Raw genomic sequence first — 17,839 nt, 5'->3', positions numbered from 1 at the left:
GTTAGTTCCGCTATAGTTAGCGCTAAACCACGACTCAGTCACTTACATTTGTGACTCTCAAAACCCACCAAAATCAATCCCAGCTTAAAATCACCTTACCGCATTGCCCACTTTCCATGATATCAAAGCCTTCTTGAAAGTCATCAATGTGCATGCGATGGGTAATGATTGGCGACAAATCAATACCGCTAATCAGCATTTGCTCCATCTGATACCACGTTTCCCACATCTCACGGCCATAAATACCCTTTAGGGTTAATGCCTTGAAAATAATCTTGCTCCAATCCACCGTGGTGGTATTAGGTAAAATGCCTAAAAGAGAGATTTTAGAGCCGTTATACATGTTATTAATCATCGAATTAAAAGCCTGAGGCGAGCCTGACATCTCAAGCCCAACATCAAAGCCGTGCATGTTTAACTCATCGATGGCGCCTTCGATGGTCTCACCTTTGGCTGGGTTTACGGTCATAGTAGCGCCCATTTTTTTGGCAAGCTCCAAGCGATAATCACTGATATCACTTGCCACGATATTACGCGCTCCTGCAAAGCGGCAAATTGCCGCTGCCATTGAACCAATCAGCCCTGCACCCGTAATCAGCACATCCTCCCCAAGTACAGGAAATGATAAAGCGGTATGCGTGGCGTTGCCAAAGGGGTCCATAATGGCTGCCATATCGTCGCTGATACGCTCATCAAGTTTGATGGCGTTATCGGCAGGTATTACCAGATATTCGGCAAACGCGCCATCGCGGTCAACGCCTACGCCGATAGTGTTTTCGCACACGTGTAGCTTACCACGGCGACAGTTACGGCAATGTCCGCAAGCGATATGCCCCTCTCCAGTGACTCGGTCACCCACTTCAAAATGCTTCACACCATCACCCACTTCACTAATAATACCGACATATTCATGTCCGATAATCATCGGCGTCTTGATGGTTTTTTGTGACCACTCATCCCATTTATAAATGTGCAAATCTGTACCACAAATGGCGGTTTTTTTAACTTTTATTTTAACGTCATTGATGCCAACCTTTGGTTCTGGCACATCTTGCATCCAGATGCCTTTTTTATCATGGGCTTTAACCAGTGCTTTCATACTTCTCTCTTATTTAATTGCATTACATTTCATTGTTGAATTCAGTAGGCAAATACCGAACTACTTGTAGGGCGTGTTGAATACGCTCTAATCAATCACTTTCATTTGCTTAGCGACTTTGATAAACGCAGCGATACACTGGTCTAGCTGCTCCGTAGTATGGGCAGCAGAGAGCTGAACACGAATGCGCGCCTCGTCTTTGGGTACGACAGGGTAGAAGAAGCCAATTACATAAATACCTTCTTCAAGTAGCGCATTTGCCATTTGCTGGGAGACATTGGCGTCATAAAGCATCACTGCACAAATGGCTGATTCGGTAGGCTTGATATCGAAGCCGGCATCTTGCATTTGCTTCACAAAATAGGCCGTATTTTCATGCAATTTATCTTGTAGGGTATTGTCTTGAGACAGCATATCAAATGCTTTAACCCCAGCCGCCGCCACCATAGGAGGAATAGAGTTTGAAAACAGATACGGGCGTGAGCGTTGACGTAACATCTCAATAATTTCTTTTTTACCGGTCGTAAAGCCGCCGATAGCACCGCCAAACGCCTTACCTAAAGTACCAGTGATAAGCTCAATATCACCGCGTAGATCAAACAATTCAGTCACGCCGCCACCAGTGCGACCGACCACGCCTGCTGAATGCGACTCATCAATCATTACCATGGCGTCATATTTTTGTGCCAACGCATAAATCTCATCCATCGGTGCCACGTTACCATCCATCGAAAACACACCGTCGGTGACAATCAAACGAAAACGCTGTGCTTGCGCCGCTTGCAATTGCGTTTCTAAATCTTGCATATCTGCATTGGCGTAGCGATAACGCGCTGCTTTACATAGGCGCACCCCATCGATGATGGAGGCATGATTTAACGAATCAGAAATAATGGCATCTTCGCTGGTCAATAGTGGCTCAAATGCACCGCCATTGGCATCAAAACAGGCTGCATAAAGAATCGTATCTTCGGTATTAAAAAACTTAGAAATCGACGCCTCTAATTTCTTATGCAAATCTTGCGTACCACAAATAAAACGCACCGATGACATACCATAGCCTGAATCTTCGATGGCTTTGATCGCCGCCTTTTTAATCTCAGGGTGGTCGGACAATCCAAGGTAATTATTGGCACAGAAGTTCAGCACCTCACGACCATCGGCGATCTTGATTAGCGCATCTTGCGGGGAGGTGATGACGCGCTCAGTTTTATATAGTCCTGCTGCACGTATATCGCTGATTTCTTGCTGTAGATGCTTTTGAAAGGCCTGATACATAAAGATTCCTTTTTTGATATTATGGGAGCCCACTTGATAATGTAGATATGAAAACTGCTAATAAAACCAAATTATTAAAGTCGCACATCATCCTAAGCTTCAATCAAACCAACGATGTGGGAAGCCAACAATATGCTACGAGCAGCGATACTATCTATAACTCCGTAAGCGGTGATTTTATCATTAGCCCATTGCAATAACTAGCTCAAATAGCTGGTGGATAGGGCTATTTCTTCAAAACTATATAGGGTTGTTTAGCTCATATACAGACGGGCAAGCTGTGGGTTGGGATTGAGGACGGCGCGTGGATGCGGATGTTCCGTAATGCGCGGGCGTGGGTTTGTTAAGATATAGGCTAAGTTGGTTTAGATTATTATTTTAGATAACTGTTTTTCATATAGCAAAGGTGGGCTTTGGCTCACCTTTTTTGTGTTTAGGGTTTGGTTTTGTGTGAGAGCATTTCCCGCCTTCCGCTTGTATCTGCCAGTCTGGGCGAGGCACTGGCTACGGTTTGGGTCGTCGCTTGCTCCGCGTCGCCACCCCAAAACCTACCCATCGCAACTCGCCCAAACAAGCAGGATACCGCTACAGACGGGGCTAGCGGTGACATCGTGTTCTTGCTACTATCTATTGTTGCTAAGAAATTTAATCTTGTACAGACGCGATTTTTACTTTATTGAATTTACGTTATGGATACTATTTGGATGACAAAAATAATCGACTACACAAATGAATTCCCTCTACCAATGAGCTGTGTACCGCTAAATTTAAAGTCGCTTCTTTCACAAGAGAGCGTCGATATACCAGATAGTAAAATAAATGTAACTACTCAATTTGAAAAGAATCAGTATAAGAATGGATATGAACATCTACATATGCTCATGGCTTGTGTTCCTGAGAAAGATATTCAATTTCTCAAAGTGCTATCAGAAAGTGCAGAAGGTACAGTCAAATCATCTACGCCAATCTGTGATGAAGTAGGTGGCATTTATCCAATTAAAACAACTGTGTCAGGATACGACTATATTGTCGCGTCATGGGGCGATGGGGCACGTTATTCCTATAACTTAGCTGAAAAAGTGTGGATGACTTTAGGATTGTCACCAAGGGTTGTAGGTAACGATGAACAAAAAATAATTTATGATGATTTATCACGACCAATCATAGGGGTGACCGAAGGAGATATCGCTTCCGAGTTTGAGTTTAAACTCAAGCGAGATGTTTATTGGACAATGCGAAATGATTATCTAAGAAAATACTTATGGATGACAGGTTGCTATGGTGTGCGAATTTTCTTCTATGAAGCATATATAGATGATGGTCCTGAAGTACGACAATTACTGAATGGTAGTAGTCGTTATAATAAAACTATTGGAAATGGCTGGGGTAAATTAGATATACGTGAAGTTGATGGAAAGCTACTGTTACAGTTATGGGCGTCGGTTGTAGCAATCTCGCCAGTGTTATGCAGTGAGCAGGATATTTATTCGTTGGTATGGCCTGGTGATTCACAACCTATTACGCGCAAGCGAGTTAGAGATATTCGTAGCAATGAGTATGCCTATTTAGATGATAGGTTTTTAGAAAAGTATGAGAAAAATAACGTATTCGTTACCGTACCTTTCAAAGGTTATAATTATTTCTCCAGTTGCCCTTCTTATAAAGGTCAGTGGTCATTTACAGATTGTAAACGAGTAGGAAGAAATATAATAAAAATCCCCTTTTATGAGCTATATAAAAGTATACCTGATCAAGAGGTTTGTCATGCATATCAATATGCGATGTCAGAAAAAGAGTTTTTAGCAAGAGATAGTGCAGAAGAGCATATTGTTTCTAAAGTAGATAGATTATTACTACAGTTAATAGAGTTAAGTGAAAACTTACCAAAGCTTGTTAAAGCGGTTGACGGTGAAATTATTTTCCCTAGTCAGTTTAGTGAGTTTGACCGGGAATCTTATAACGATGAAGGATTTGAAAATTTTCCAATTATCAAGCGTATGGCTCAGGTTGCCCCGTTAGATATGTATCAGCAGGATTTTTTATCACGCTGTAAAACTCTAAACGAGATTATAGTTAGATTAAAAGTAGGGATTTTAAGAAGAGTTCTACGAACATTAGGCGTAGATAAAGGTGAGCTAACTGGTTTGAAAGGACTAAAAATACTTCAGGGGATTTTAAATATTCTAGAACATTTGAATGAGCAATTTGAAGATAAAAGTGCGTTAGCTGGTTCAGCAAATATGACAAATTGGAAAAAAGATAATCTTGCCATGGCACCCTTATTCGTCAACAATGATTTAAGAAACGCCGAGTCTCATGAAACTAGTGAATCTGTAAAGGAAGCTATAGAGGTGCTTGAAAAGCTAGGGTTTGATACATCTACAGTCAGCAATGGGTATGGTAAAGCTTTAGATTTCTTACTTGATGGAGCTATTGATTGTATTAAATCAATCAATCGTAATATCACAGATGTACTTAATCGTTGAGTTTTTTAAATACTTGTTTAGCATACCAAACAGTAGGCTATGTCTTGCCTTCATTCTGTATAAAGGTTTGTCAAAATCAACCTACTCTATAGTAATCATCCAATTATTCATCCTCTAAATGTTCATTAGTCTTCTTTTTAGCTTCAGCAATCAACTCATGAATCTTAGCACTCTCTTTTAGTACACAAGCATCATACGCAGAGAGTTGCTCAGGCTCTTGTTGTTTTTCCTGCTCTTGCTCAGCTTTTTCTTCTAAATATTTCTCAAGCGCTTGTTGTTCATCTTGTTGTGAATTGCTCATGATTGACTCCTTATATTATTTATTTACGCTTGCCGCCATCCGATTTAGCATCGCAGATAGCCTTGCGTTATTTGCTTCGATATATTTATCACCCAGCGCGATTATTTCAGCGGGTGATTGTACGGTGTTTGGATATTCTTTCAGCCCACTTTGAATGGAATTATTACCATTGATTACCATCTTGGCAAGGCTCTCTTTAGTCACTTCAAAATGACATTGCCAAGCTAGTACCCAAGTGCCCAGTTCTTTATGCAGCGGGGTTTGATAAACAAAACCTTGATTCGCCCAAGCGTCCGTTTCCGCAATGATGCTCGCACCTGTTGGACAGTCAAAGCCCTCACCGTGCCAGTGAAACACGGTAAAGTCTTGCTTGGGTAAATCTTGTAATAAAGGATGCGCCTGACCTGCGGGCGTCAAACGAATCGGCAACCAACCGATCTCTTTTACCCCAGATGACTGGACGTTAGCGCCCAAACAATGAGCAATCAGCTGCGCCCCTAAGCAAATACCGATGACCGTTTTGCCTGCGTCAATCGTTTGTTTTATCAGGCGTTTTTCTTTGATGAGCCAAGGGTGTTTTTCCTCATCATGGACGCTCATCGGCCCACCCATGACAATCAGCCAATCAAAGCTATCGGGCTCAGGCAATGAATCATTATCGTAAGAGCGACTGACATTAAGAGTATGATTGTGACTGTTTGCCCACTGCTTGATAAAGTTAAAGTCTTCATAATCAGTGTGAAATAGAGCATGGATGCGTAGCGTCATAAGATACCTCATTAGCAAGCATTGATTAACAAGCATGGATTAGCAAGTTTGATTAGCAAATATCAATTAAAGAACATCGTTTTGCTAAGGTTTTAAAACTAGGGTTTGTTATAGAACCCAATCTCAATAAAAGTTATCACGACCAGCATACTTCTTATTGAGTGCGCGTAGTATCGCGTAAGTCTCCAAATCCATCTCACCCGTAGGCTGCTGCAATCTGAAATGCAGTTGAAACGCATAAATCACATCACGGCTGGCTTTATCCCATTCATCGCTATTATTAATTTGATAACCGTAATTGCGAAATTCTTGCTTAATTTCATGTATCGTAGCTGCTGCAAACGCGTCTGGATGCATAAAAAACTGCTTATCAAATTCATCATACCAAGCGCCAATGCTGTACTCTTTATACAGTCGCTCCCAAGGGAACTTGGCACCAGGGTCGATTTTGCGTGACGGCGCTATATCAGAGTGACCAACGATATTTTTTGGTGAGATGTCATAGCGCGTGGCAATGTTTTGCACCAGCGTGGCGACCTTTTTAATCTGCAATTCATCAAACGCCACGTAGTGCTCATAAGGACGATATTCCAGCTCGCCATTTCTAAGCGCGTCTCGATATTCAGGTTTAATGCCAGCATTGACAATTTCGATGCCGATAGAGGTGTCATTCAAGATGGTGCGTCCAGCAAAGCCGCTATCACCGGCATGCCATGCGCGCTCAGACTCTGGCACTAAGTTATAAATCTTATCATCGCCCTGATTTAAAATCAGATAGTGCGCGCTCACATTGCCAGTGGTCAAGGTTTTTATAGATCTGTCATTATCTGAGACCGTATAGTGCAGGACAATGGTTTTGATACGCTCGCTTTTACCTTGAGCTTGATAGGTTTCACTGTCGATAATGTAGCGTGGTTCTGAGGTGGCGACGCAGCCAATGAGTGGCAATGTCATGAACGATGTTAATACTGATGCGAGTGCTAAAGAGGTGATGTTTTTTGCCATGAAATGCTCTGTATAAAAGGAGAGTCATAAGAGGGGTGGTACTAAGCCTACTATTGTTTCTGATTTTGGATAGGATATCAATGATATCAATGAGTCGTTACCGCAAATTCGAGACAACGAGTCAATATTAGCGCATCACAAATATTATCGTAATGCACAGGTTGAATTGATTAGCCTATTTTGTTAGTGAAAAAATTGAGACAATTAAGACTTGTTTGAATACAAAACAGCAGAGATGAGCGCTGGCAGCGCCATGTTTAACTAAATAGACGTGTTTCTGCACCCCACGCAAATACTAAAGCGTAAAGAACGTGACCGACGAGCGCGATCCAAGTCACTTCTGTAAAACCAAGAAACGGTGGCAACCCAGTAATGAGGTATGCGACGACATAGAGTGCAAATACCCAGAGCACGATGCCATAAGCCACAGCCGTGAGCGTCCAATGAAGCGATGGCATGATAGCCTTCCACAGAGGACGTACGACGATAAACCAGCCTAACGGATAGATGATTAAGCCTGTGATGTAATGAATCAGCTCAGGCGTGCCCGTTGGCGCTGAACCGAACAAAACCTCGATCATCGTGGTAGGTAGCTTAATGGTCGAAAGCTCAGCAAAACCGAGAATGGGAGACAGCGATGGACCCCAGAAATCAAAGATAACGGTGGCGAGTGCGCCCGCAAATAGTGCCGTTAAAATAAGAGAAGACTTGTTTGCTGATGAGTGTCTGGTTGAAGCGTTGTGATTGGTCATAGTATTTCATTCTTGAAGGCAAACCGATAATAGGTATAAAGGGATAAATGGTTTGCCGCCCTCAGCCTTTAATAAAGCAGCTGAGGGCAAGTAGAGGCGTGATTTTTCGCACTCAAATGGACGACAACACGGATATAACCTTTATTCCTGATGGAGTGCGGATGCGGTGGACAAACATCTATATATGCAAAATCTGCATAGACAGTGCTGAGGCAGGTTATGAGCCTGTTTGAGATAGGCATATAGTATTGAATTATACCTAGTGCTTACCGTTACTTTTTGGTTACGTTTTATACAGATTGATGCTGCAAACTTCTCTCTAATATATGGTTTCTAAAGTAAATCAATTACAACGGCTACTATTTGTAACTCACACTAGCACTGGACATTGGAATTATCCTTTTATAACCAATCGCACCTAGAATGATAAATACTGCCAATAATATATAAGCGTTCAACGATAATGCAGCAGGCGAGAAGGGCAGTAGCAGCAGCGATATAAAGATGAGGCTGACCAAGACTGCAAGATAATTTAATAAGCCTGCCTGATTTTTTCTGCGCTCGTTGATGAGATCTGCGGACGTCACATAAGCGAAGCCGACGGTAATCCCTAGAGACGCCATACTGACGATATCAAGTAGATAGTTTCTGCCAAGCCAAGGAGAGAACAGGCAAACCAAACATATTAATATGACGGTTTTTTTCTTACTAAAGTGATGGTTTTTATCGGTAAATATACTAGGCAGTAAAGACGAGTCGCCCATAGACTCTAACAGTTTGACTGACGATAATATAAAGCCATTGATGCCGCTAAGGATAGAGCCAATCATGGCGATGGACAATAGCCAAATGCCGATGCTACCAATACGGTTATCTATTCCCTCACCAGTCGCCCAATTGCTATCTTTAATCGCTTGGTAATCAAAGTTCATATTTAAAGCGGTAAAATAGTTGATCAAAGAATAAAATAAAATACCGGCGATAAGCGAGATTAAGATAATACTTCTGGTCTTATTTTTCGAATCACTAATAGATTTGGATATTTGCGGTGTGGTCTCAAAACCAACATACGCCCAAGGCATGACGGCGAGGATAGGTAACCACGCTAAGCTTGTGATGGAGCTGCTTTGCATATCTGTGGGCAAAAAAGGTTGCGTGGTTGGCGTCGCCCATAGTGAACCAAAAAATAGGGCAGTGACTGATACAATCATAAACAGCGCAATATACAGTTGAATCTTGGCGCCGACTTGTACGCCGCGCAAATTGATATAGCTAAATAAAATGATGGCAGCACTACATAAGAATACTTCACTGGCGTAAACTTCCCAACCAGCAATCGTGTACAAATAGCCTATTTGTAAGCTACTAGGCAATAAATACCTTAATAGCAATGCGACGGCTGATATATTGAGCGCCACAATAGAGATATAACCTATCGCCACGCCCCAACCATAAACATACGCGTGTTTTCTACTGATGTATTTTTCGATCCAATAGATACCGCCCGATTCGTTTTCTGGCGTTTGGGTTAGTAAATTAATATAGGCTTGGGCGACCATATAGATAGCTAAAGTGCCAATGATGATGGCGACAGAAGAGCCCAATAGCTGCGACTGCGGTAAAAATAAATCGCCTGGCATCACATAAGCACCCCATCCTATAATTGCTCCTACGCTAATCGCTATCGCTTGCAGGTAGCTGATGCTCTCAGTTTTTTCGCTCATACAATCCTCTTTGAGAGCCAAATATTTAATGCGCAAGCATACTCACTATGCAGTCAGTTTTACGCAAAAAAACCTTTAACTATTGTTATAACTTGTTTGAAATCACTATTATAAACGTTGATGAATTAATCAAATTTCAAGTTTAATTAATTTAAGAGATGATATTAAAGGTTTTTTCTTAGAAAATCTGTTTAGTCCTTCCGAATCTTCTTAGCCAAAACGGTTTTCCAACTCTCCTCCAAGCATTCGATGGCTAACCAAGGTTCTATGATGTCTATTGCAAATTTTTCTTTTGAGTTCGACAGCTGCCACAGCCTTGAGAGCGTCGCAAATGGGTAAGGACGTTCGATTAAATAGACAGGTAAGTTAGCAGCAATCATACCGTCACGCACGACCTCAAAGTACCAACCAGCGATACCTTGTTTGCTCACCCATGCAGCGATATTAGGCACTTTGGTAAATTGTCCGATTTGGTCATTAATCTTGTAGCAAGGGCGGCGCGGCTGAACGATGCGTAGCTGTACGCTATCATTAGTATCGATATCCCCGTACTGAAAAACGTCACCAATACAGACGGTAGCTTCATTCATCTCAGACAAACCATCTATGGCTGTGGTAATCAAATTTTCTCCCAATGTGCCGATGCGTACCTTTAAGTCAAATTCTGCATTAATCTTGTCATAAGTCGCGGTTGGCAGTTGATGTACTGCTTTTAGCGGGCCGCCATGATGCCGACGATCGGCTTGCTCATCAGTAGTGAGACCCATAAAGTTGACAGCGACGGGAGCTTTGACCGGTGCTTTATCGATGGCGCTCATCTGCTCGCGTGCGAATGGCATGGCTTTGCCCGCTCGTACTTCAACCAAGGTTGCAATGCGTAGAGGTAGGGTTTGATTAAAGTCAGCTTTGTTGTGTTGGGTAGAAGATTCTATCGATTGTATGCTCATGAATTTTCCTAATTTATAGGGATTTATTAGGCGATTGGCTATATCATTGCTGTCATTAATGCTGGGTATTAATGATGGATATTATCTTAGCTTAATCATTTATCATTATACGGTCTTAGCATTTTAAAATTTATCAACACCTCAAAATTTAAACAAAAAAAAGACCAGATATCTATTCTGGTCTTTTTAATGGTAGTTTTTTTAATGTTTGACGATTATCGCAATTAACAATCTTATTTATTTTTATTGCGGCGACCGGCTGTTTTCTTTTCACGTGGCGTAGCTACCAGTTCAGCCAATTGATCAGGTGATGACCATAGACCTTCTAAGTCATAGAACTCACGCGCTTGCGGAGTCATCATATGCACAACGACAGAGCCCAAATCGATCAACGTCCAATCAGAGTCTGTACCGCCTTCACGGCCAAGAGGCATAAAGTCAGCTTGCTTAGCTTCAGCACCGACGCTATCTGCCATCGCACGTACATGGCGCTTAGAGGTGCCTTCAGCAATGACAATTCGCTCCATGACATCCGTCAAATCTTCGACATTGATCACGGTAATGTTCTTGGCTTTCATATCTTCTAACGTGTTTTCAACGACAGTTAAGCACTCTTTTAAGCGTTTGTCGTTCATAGTATTAATCATAAATTTTAATCTCTTGAAACGTAAATATTAAAAATAAAATAGTAAGTCGTCAGTTTGCAGCCGCCAACTGCTCATATATAGTCAGTTGTAAATAAAGGCGAGGTATGCAAAATGACAAAGATAGGATGATTTTAACGGAATTGCGCCGCAGAATATAGCCGATGGGCGATAATATATTGATAAACAGTAGGATTTATTAGCTGAGTCACAGTATTTGGTGCAGTATCTGCCTTAGCAGCACTTATTTTTAACTGTTTGCGAATCTCAGTACTCGATATGGCACTGACTTGAAGTTGGTCAATATAAATGTGTCCTTGGTCAGTGTTTTTCAAGGATGCGCGGTTGTGTACCGAGTCATTGAACGGCTGCACTAAGTCTTGCACGGTTTTGGTGGTTTGGGCTTGTAGCTGCTTAGGAAGTTCGCTATACAGAGCATCGATATTTTGCAAAGATAGCGAGCATGGGTCATCGTCTATATGAGCGACTACTCTTGGTGTTGATAAATCGGAGCTATCTGTACGGTTAAAAATCCAAAGATTTACATAATCGGTGAGCCGAAGCCCGTCTTTCCATTTATTTAAACTACGGGCGCTGTCCATACCCATAATAAATATTAAGCTGTCGTTTGGATGACGTTCACGTAGTGTCTGCACACTATCGATCGTATATACAGGCGGCGTCTGCCACAGCTCAAGCTCGCAAATTTGTAGCGGTATGTTGGTTGTCACAAGCTTTAACATCGCCAGACGATGCTTAGGGTCTGTACTCTCGTTTTTAAATGGAGAGCGCGCATTGGGTAGTAATGACACGTGCAGTTCGCGCTGTTGTCGCTCAGCGATGGGTAATAAAACCTGATAGACATACATGGCCATTTGCAAATGACCTTTATGCACAGGGTCAAACGAGCCACCAAGATAAGCGCGGATAGCGGGAGACGGTATTAAGTTATCGTCTTTATGAAGGTTGGAAACTGACATACATAGATAAAATATAATAAAACAGGTTGGCCTCATTGTAGAGGACAAGGACGCTGCTGTCATTAATAACCACAAAAGAGCCGACTATCATATAGATAGTCGGCTCTAGGTTTCTAGCAGATAATAAATGCTTAAATCAAATCACTATAAGCCTGAATGGCGGTCAAAGCGATGGTATAAACGATATCATCAACCAGTGCGCCGCGCGATAGATCGTTCACTGGTTTATTCAAGCCTTGTAGCATCGGGCCGACACTGATGACATTGGCGCTACGCTGCACCGCTTTATAAGTGGTGTTACCCGTGTTTAGATCAGGGAAAATAAACACATTGGCTTGGCCAGCAACCTTGGAGTCCGGCGCTTTTTGTTTGCCCACACTCATGACCGAGGCGGCGTCATATTGTAATGGACCATCAACTGCCAGCTCAGGTGCGCGCTCGCGAACGATCTCTGTGGCGCGTGTGACTTTTTCAACGTCAGCACCAGTACCTGAAGCACCTGTTGAATAGCTGATCATAGCGACTTTTGGCTCAATGCCAAACGCGGCAGCAGATTGTGCTGATTGAATAGCAATTTCAGCCAACTCTTCTGCCGTTGGATCGGGGTTAATAGCGCAGTCGCCATACACGACCACTTGCTCAGGCAATAACATAAAAAAGACTGACGATACTAACGAGTACTGCGGGGCGGTCTTAATCAGCTGAAATGCAGGGCGTACAGTATTGGCTGTGGTATGAATTGCACCTGACACCAGACCATCGACCTCATCCATTTGTAGCATGATAGTGCCTAGATAAACCGTATCTTGCAGATATTCAGCCGCCATCTCTTCTGTCGTTTTACCTTTACGGCGCTCAACGACTGCCGCGATATATTTATTCATATCAAGCGTATCAGGGTCAATGATCTCAAGCCCTTCTGGCAAGATTAAATCGCGGTTTTTGGCGACTTGCTCGACATCTTCGCGCTTAGCGAGCAGCACACAGTTAGCAATACCGCGGCTTTGACAGATACAAGCAGCTTCTACCGTGCGTGGTTCAGAGCCTTCTGGCAACACCACACGCTTTTTGGCATTTTGTGCTTTTACGACGACTTGATGACGAAAAGCGGCTGGCGATAAGCGCGGTTTGTGATCGCCGCTGAACTGCTCTTTGATCCAGCTTAAGTCTAAATGCGCCGCCACATAACGGGTAACATCTAGCGCGCGCTCGGTATCATCACTTGGAATCTCAGCGCTCATGTGCATAAGGTTTTGCACGGTCTCATAGCTATCAGTCTCGACACTCATGACAGGAATGCCAGTTTTGATCGCAGATTGCCATAGCTCAGCGACGGTCTCATTTGGCATGACGCCGCCTGTTAATACTAGGCCTGCCAAAGGAATACCATTGATACAAGCCAAAGCTGTGGCCAATAATAAATCATCACGGTCACCTGGTACGACAATCAAAGTACCACGATTAAAAACTTCATCGATACGTGCAATCGAGCGAGCCGTTAAACTGATATGATTGATTCGGCGCGTTTTTGCTTCGCCAACGTTTAACCAAGTGGCATCAAGCTCGGCAGCGATATCCCAAGTACGAGGGACAGACAACGAGTCGCTAAAAGGTACGACACCGATTAAGCGAAATTGCTCAGTATCAAAATGCGGTGACAAGCGTTGCACTTCTTGAATGAAGCTCTTGTCAAGCTCAAAGACAGCTTCACCAGGGGCAACTGGCTGGTTCTCAAAGGTATTGGGCACATCAACTCGCATCAAGATGCAGCCTAACGTACGCTCACTTGCAATGCCGCCAAACTCACGCGCATGCATATCGAGCTTATCAGCAAGATGGGCGGGGTTTTGGGTATCAGCCGTACTGACAAAGATAACTCTTGCATCAAGTGCGTGAGCGATAGCGCGGTTGACCTGGGCTGCATAAGAAGCTTCAGTTGTCGAAACCAAGCCTTCGCAAATGATCACATCTTGATCACCTTCGATGGTGTGGTAATTAATAACCACTTCTTCCATCAAGTCATCAAGGTTGCCATCTCCAATCATACGCTCAACGCGCTGACGGTTGATGGACTTGGGCGGGGTTAGACCAAAAGCGTGCATGGTTAATGCGCTTGAGCTGTCCAAGCTGTTTTGTTTGTCGAGCGTATCATCTTGCAAAAACGGCTTCATAAAGCCCGCTTTGATACCGTTATAATCTAATGCGCGAATCAGGCCTAATGCCGCTGACGTCACACCGATACCGCGGCTGATAGGAACAAGTAATATGGTTTGCATAGCGTATCCTACTGTTTATTTATTATATCCCTAAGGAAAGTTATCATATCGAGGAAGTCATAAAAAGGTCTTACTTCTCATAGAAGTAAACGTCTTTTTAAGCGAGTCCTAGGGCTTGGCGGGTCTCTTGCGCAATACGGCACTCTTCATCGGTTGGCACAACCCACAGCTCAATACTGCTATCGTCGCTATGGAAGCTGCCTTCGCTACCGCCGACTAGGCTGGCATTTTTGTCCGCATCAAACTTAATACCAAAATGACGCATGACATCTAAGATGCGCGCACGAGTCGTCTTTGAGTTCTCTCCAATACCACCAGTGAATACGATACCAGTAAATTCGGGCAGCGCACAGCTCAAGCTGGCCAGATACTTGCCAACGCGATAACAGAACATTTCAATGGCGAGCTGCGCATCTTTGTGGCCTTCATTGGCCGCTTCTTCGATGGTGCGCAGATCGTTAGATAACCCTGAGATGCCAAGCAGACCGCTTTCGCTATTGAGCATCTTGTCGATCTCCTCTAAGCTCAAACCAAGCTGACGCTTTAGATGAATATGTAAGCTTGGGTCGACATCACCACTACGCGTACCCATCATAAGACCTTCAAGCGGTGTGAGTCCCATACTGGTATCTAAGCTCTTGCCATCATAGACGGCGGTCGCCGAGCAGCCATTGCCTAAGTGCGCGGTTAACCAACCATGAGGGCCTTTGGCATCTGTGATTTGGCTAGCACGTTCTGAGACGTAGGCGTGCGAAGTGCCGTGGAAGCCATAGCGACGGATTTTGTGATCTGCATACAGTGATTTTGGCAGCGGATAAAGAAAAGCAACTGGCGGCATGGTCTGATGAAAAGCAGTATCAAAGACGACGACTTGCGGAATTTCAGGATAGATAGCTTGCACAGCTTCGATGCCAAGCGCATTGGCAGGATTATGTAGCGGCGCTAATACTTTTAGGCGTTTTACTTCTGATAGCACATGCTCGTTTACGCGAACGGCCTCTGAGTACTCGCGGCCACCATGAACCACGCGATGACCGACTGCGACAAAATGGTACTGCTCGAGTAGCTCGAGGATTTTTTGCAAGGCCAGCTCATGTCGTCCACCTGCAATAGCAATTTCTAGTTTTCTACCATCTAAAGTATTGTGTTTAATGCGGGCAGTATCGAGACCTAGGTTTTCAGCGAGACCAGTGATGCGGGTTGATTCATCTTCGCTGATTAGGGCGTATTTGATAGAAGATGAACCACAGTTAAGTACCAAGGTAGGATTAGTCAGTGTTGATGTCGTCTCTTGATCGCTGAGAGTGGGGTTAACGGCGCTGTCGCTCATGCTCTATCCTTAGATTGTGTTTTATGAGGGGTGGTTGCTATACCTCGATAACTATAAGGTTAAAGATTGGCGCTCGTCAAGGCATCATAACAACTGTTCACCGAACATGGCTCTCCATCCGCAGTGGCTATAGCAAGCGCTATAAAGGCAAGTTTGCTTATTATCAAAATTGTAAGGAAGTTTGTCCGTCCGATTCTAAACATCTTTTTTGATAATTTCACAAACCTTTAAGACAAGGTATGCCTACATGGCATAAGTTAAAAGTAGGCAAATAAATAGAGAGCTAACAAAGCGATGTTTTAGAGTAATGTGGTCAAAAAACCAGTAAAATTATCCGTTAATAAAACTCAAGGCAAGCATAGCTTTAGTGAATAATGCTATGATTGGCTCGTGCTAAATTTCAACGCCCTTTTATAATACTTCTTATAGCATCTCCACTGTTGCAAGGTTATCTATCATATGTTTACTATACGCCGCTCTTTAGATACTAGAGGCACCCAAAATTTATCTGCCAACTCTGGTCGTTATGCTATCTGGACATTGACGATTGGTAGTGCCGTTATGCTCGGACTGTCGGGTTGCGGACAAAAAGGGGCACTTTACTTAGCAGAGCCTAGTAGTCAGACGGTAGCTGCCTCAGATCAACTAGCTAGTACCAGTCATCCACAAGATGCCGCTTTTGCTACTCTCGATGATGACAACTATGACAAGAGCCGGTATTTAGAGCAACAGCAGACACTGCCTAGCGCCAGTGACGATCCTAACGACTATTAACTTTAATAATTGATAACCTGATTAGATTTGAGAACCCGATATGAGTGAGACGAAATTGCAAGCTGACGGTGTAACCATCCATACTGAGCAAGGAATGTATGTCGATCCAGTAGCCTTAACCAACCATCTACCTGAACTTCACTACAATCAAGATGGGCTATGGATGGAGCAGGTAAGTATTCATGAGTTGGTAGAACGCTACAATACGCCATGCTATGTATATTCGCAGCAGGCAATACTCGATGTGTACCAAGCCTATAGCGACAGCTTTGCAGCGATTGACCATCAGATTTGCTATGCAGTGAAAGCAAACTCAAACCTTGCGGTGTTGGGTGTGCTTGTGGCAGCAGGTGCAGGGTTCGATATTGTCTCGCGCGGTGAGCTTATGCGCGTATTGGCAGCCGGTGGGCAGGCCAGTAAAGTCGTGTTTTCAGGCGTCGGTAAAACCAAAAGCGATATCGAATATGCGCTAACTCAAGGTATTGGCTGCTTTAACGTTGAGTCTATTAGTGAGTTGACATTAATTAATGAGGTAGCAAAGCAGCTCGATAAGTGTGCACCGATATCGCTACGGGTCAATCCCGATGTCGATGCCAAGACCCATCCTTATATTTCAACCGGTCTAAAAGACAATAAGTTTGGTATTGCCCATGAAGAGGCCGTCGCTGTCTATGAAGAGGCCGCTGCTTTATCGCATATTGATATTGTTGGTATTGACTGTCATATTGGCTCACAATTAACGGAAGTTGAACCCTTTATTGCTGCATTGGATAAAGTCATTGAGCTGGTCCATAGCTTGCGTGAAAAAGGTATTGAGCTGCGTCATATTGATTTGGGCGGTGGTCTCGGCGTGCGTTATATTGATGAGTCGCCAGTCTCTATTCATGACTTTGCGCAAGCACTCCTACCGAAACTGACTGAGCTTGGCTTACCAGTGTTTTTTGAGCCAGGCCGTAGCATGGTCGCCAATGCAGGTATTTTGCTGACCCGTGTCGATGTACTAAAGCCAACAGCGCATAAAAACTTTGCCATCGTTGATGCTGCGATGAATGATCTGATTCGTCCTGCATTATATCAAGCTGAAATGGCAGTGATTCCCAACGTATTACCTAGTAAAGGTATCGAGACAGATGGCACTCAGCCGTGGGACATCGTTGGGGCGATTTGTGAGACTGGGGATTTCTTAGCAAAAGACCGTCTATTATCACTTGCAACTGGTGACATTTTAGCGATTACTGGTGCAGGAGCGTATGGCTTTACCATGAGTAGCAACTATAACTCACGCCCGCGTGCAAGTGAAGTCATGGTTGCAGGAAGTCGTCATCAGCTAGTTCGCAAACGTGAAACTGTTGAAGCATTATATGCAGATGAGATACTTTGGCAAAACGCAAAGTAGAGTGCATTATAGATAGAGTAACTGCCACTCTTGCCGATGTAATAACGACCCATTGTTATCATGACAATGGGTTTTTTAT

At 43.5% G+C, this 17,839-nt stretch carries 16 protein-coding genes; 3 read left to right on the top strand and 13 right to left on the bottom strand.

Annotation, left to right across the window (positions count from 1 at the left end; translation table 11 throughout):
* Positions 1 to 73: 73 nt before the first annotated feature.
* The 3 genes from tdh to ACTXGH_RS04255 all read right to left on the bottom strand — a co-directional run bounded on the left by tdh (position 74) and on the right by ACTXGH_RS04255 (position 2,987).
* Positions 74 to 1,099 carry an L-threonine 3-dehydrogenase gene (gene tdh, locus ACTXGH_RS04265; protein WP_299218441.1) on the bottom strand — a complete coding sequence of 342 codons (1,026 nt, stop codon included), beginning with the start codon at positions 1,097 to 1,099 and terminating at the stop codon, positions 74 to 76.
* An 87-nt stretch (positions 1,100 to 1,186) separates the two neighbouring features.
* A complete protein-coding gene (kbl, locus tag ACTXGH_RS04260; protein WP_439295501.1) occupies positions 1,187 to 2,377 on the bottom strand; it encodes a glycine C-acetyltransferase in 1,191 nt (396 codons plus the stop codon).
* 433 nt (positions 2,378 to 2,810) lie between these two features.
* The gene (locus tag ACTXGH_RS04255) at positions 2,811 to 2,987 is read right to left on the bottom strand and encodes a hypothetical protein (protein WP_439295502.1); all 177 of its coding nucleotides are present in this window, start codon (positions 2,985 to 2,987) and stop codon (positions 2,811 to 2,813) included.
* Between the two features lie 79 nt (positions 2,988 to 3,066).
* On the opposite strand from ACTXGH_RS04255, the gene ACTXGH_RS04250 reads away from it, so the two are divergent.
* On the top strand, positions 3,067 to 4,863 hold the full coding sequence (locus tag ACTXGH_RS04250) for a hypothetical protein (RefSeq protein WP_443561720.1): 1,797 nt from the start codon (positions 3,067 to 3,069) through the stop codon (positions 4,861 to 4,863).
* Between the two features lie 103 nt (positions 4,864 to 4,966).
* On the opposite strand, the gene ACTXGH_RS04245 is transcribed toward ACTXGH_RS04250, so the two are convergent.
* The 10 genes from ACTXGH_RS04245 to ACTXGH_RS04200 form a co-directional block, all read right to left on the bottom strand.
* Entirely contained in the window at positions 4,967 to 5,164 is a 198-nt protein-coding gene (locus ACTXGH_RS04245) for a hypothetical protein (protein WP_439295504.1), read from the bottom strand.
* Positions 5,165 to 5,179: 15 nt separating this feature from the next.
* Entirely contained in the window at positions 5,180 to 5,932 is a 753-nt protein-coding gene (locus ACTXGH_RS04240; RefSeq protein ID WP_439295505.1) for a type 1 glutamine amidotransferase, read from the bottom strand.
* A gap of 123 nt (positions 5,933 to 6,055) precedes the next feature.
* Complete coding sequence (locus ACTXGH_RS04235) at positions 6,056 to 6,937, bottom strand: N-acetylmuramoyl-L-alanine amidase (protein WP_439295506.1); 882 nt, start codon at positions 6,935 to 6,937, stop codon at positions 6,056 to 6,058.
* Between the two features lie 257 nt (positions 6,938 to 7,194).
* Positions 7,195 to 7,689, bottom strand: coding sequence for a hypothetical protein (locus ACTXGH_RS04230; RefSeq protein ID WP_439295507.1), 495 nt, complete (start codon positions 7,687 to 7,689; stop codon positions 7,195 to 7,197).
* A 359-nt stretch (positions 7,690 to 8,048) separates the two neighbouring features.
* The gene (locus ACTXGH_RS04225; RefSeq protein WP_439295508.1) at positions 8,049 to 9,413 is read right to left on the bottom strand and encodes an APC family permease; all 1,365 of its coding nucleotides are present in this window, start codon (positions 9,411 to 9,413) and stop codon (positions 8,049 to 8,051) included.
* Between the two features lie 191 nt (positions 9,414 to 9,604).
* Positions 9,605 to 10,360 (bottom strand): MOSC domain-containing protein, encoded by a 756-nt coding sequence (locus ACTXGH_RS04220; RefSeq protein ID WP_439295509.1) that lies wholly within the window; start codon positions 10,358 to 10,360, stop codon positions 9,605 to 9,607.
* Between the two features lie 233 nt (positions 10,361 to 10,593).
* Complete coding sequence (gene rsfS / locus ACTXGH_RS04215; protein WP_439262236.1) at positions 10,594 to 11,007, bottom strand: ribosome silencing factor; 414 nt, start codon at positions 11,005 to 11,007, stop codon at positions 10,594 to 10,596.
* Between the two features lie 131 nt (positions 11,008 to 11,138).
* A complete protein-coding gene (locus ACTXGH_RS04210; protein WP_439262234.1) occupies positions 11,139 to 11,984 on the bottom strand; it encodes a nicotinate-nicotinamide nucleotide adenylyltransferase in 846 nt (281 codons plus the stop codon).
* Positions 11,985 to 12,115: 131 nt separating this feature from the next.
* The gene (pta, locus tag ACTXGH_RS04205) at positions 12,116 to 14,260 is read right to left on the bottom strand and encodes a phosphate acetyltransferase (protein WP_439295510.1); all 2,145 of its coding nucleotides are present in this window, start codon (positions 14,258 to 14,260) and stop codon (positions 12,116 to 12,118) included.
* Between the two features lie 97 nt (positions 14,261 to 14,357).
* Positions 14,358 to 15,590 (bottom strand): acetate/propionate family kinase, encoded by a 1,233-nt coding sequence (locus ACTXGH_RS04200; protein WP_439295511.1) that lies wholly within the window; start codon positions 15,588 to 15,590, stop codon positions 14,358 to 14,360.
* 459 nt (positions 15,591 to 16,049) lie between these two features.
* On the opposite strand from ACTXGH_RS04200, the gene lptM reads away from it, so the two are divergent.
* Both lptM and lysA read left to right on the top strand, forming a co-directional pair.
* Positions 16,050 to 16,364, top strand: a complete 315-nt coding sequence (gene lptM, locus ACTXGH_RS04195) for an LPS translocon maturation chaperone LptM (protein WP_439262230.1) — start codon at positions 16,050 to 16,052, stop codon at positions 16,362 to 16,364.
* A 40-nt stretch (positions 16,365 to 16,404) separates the two neighbouring features.
* Positions 16,405 to 17,760, top strand: a complete 1,356-nt coding sequence (lysA, locus tag ACTXGH_RS04190) for a diaminopimelate decarboxylase (protein ID WP_439295512.1) — start codon at positions 16,405 to 16,407, stop codon at positions 17,758 to 17,760.
* Positions 17,761 to 17,839 lie beyond the last annotated feature (79 nt).

The organism is Psychrobacter sp. 1Y10 (assembly GCF_052259005.1).
Lineage (GTDB): Bacteria > Pseudomonadota > Gammaproteobacteria > Pseudomonadales > Moraxellaceae > Psychrobacter > Psychrobacter saeujeotis.
Note: the sequence above shows the minus strand (reverse complement) of the source record. Positions and strands in the feature narration are given on the sequence as shown.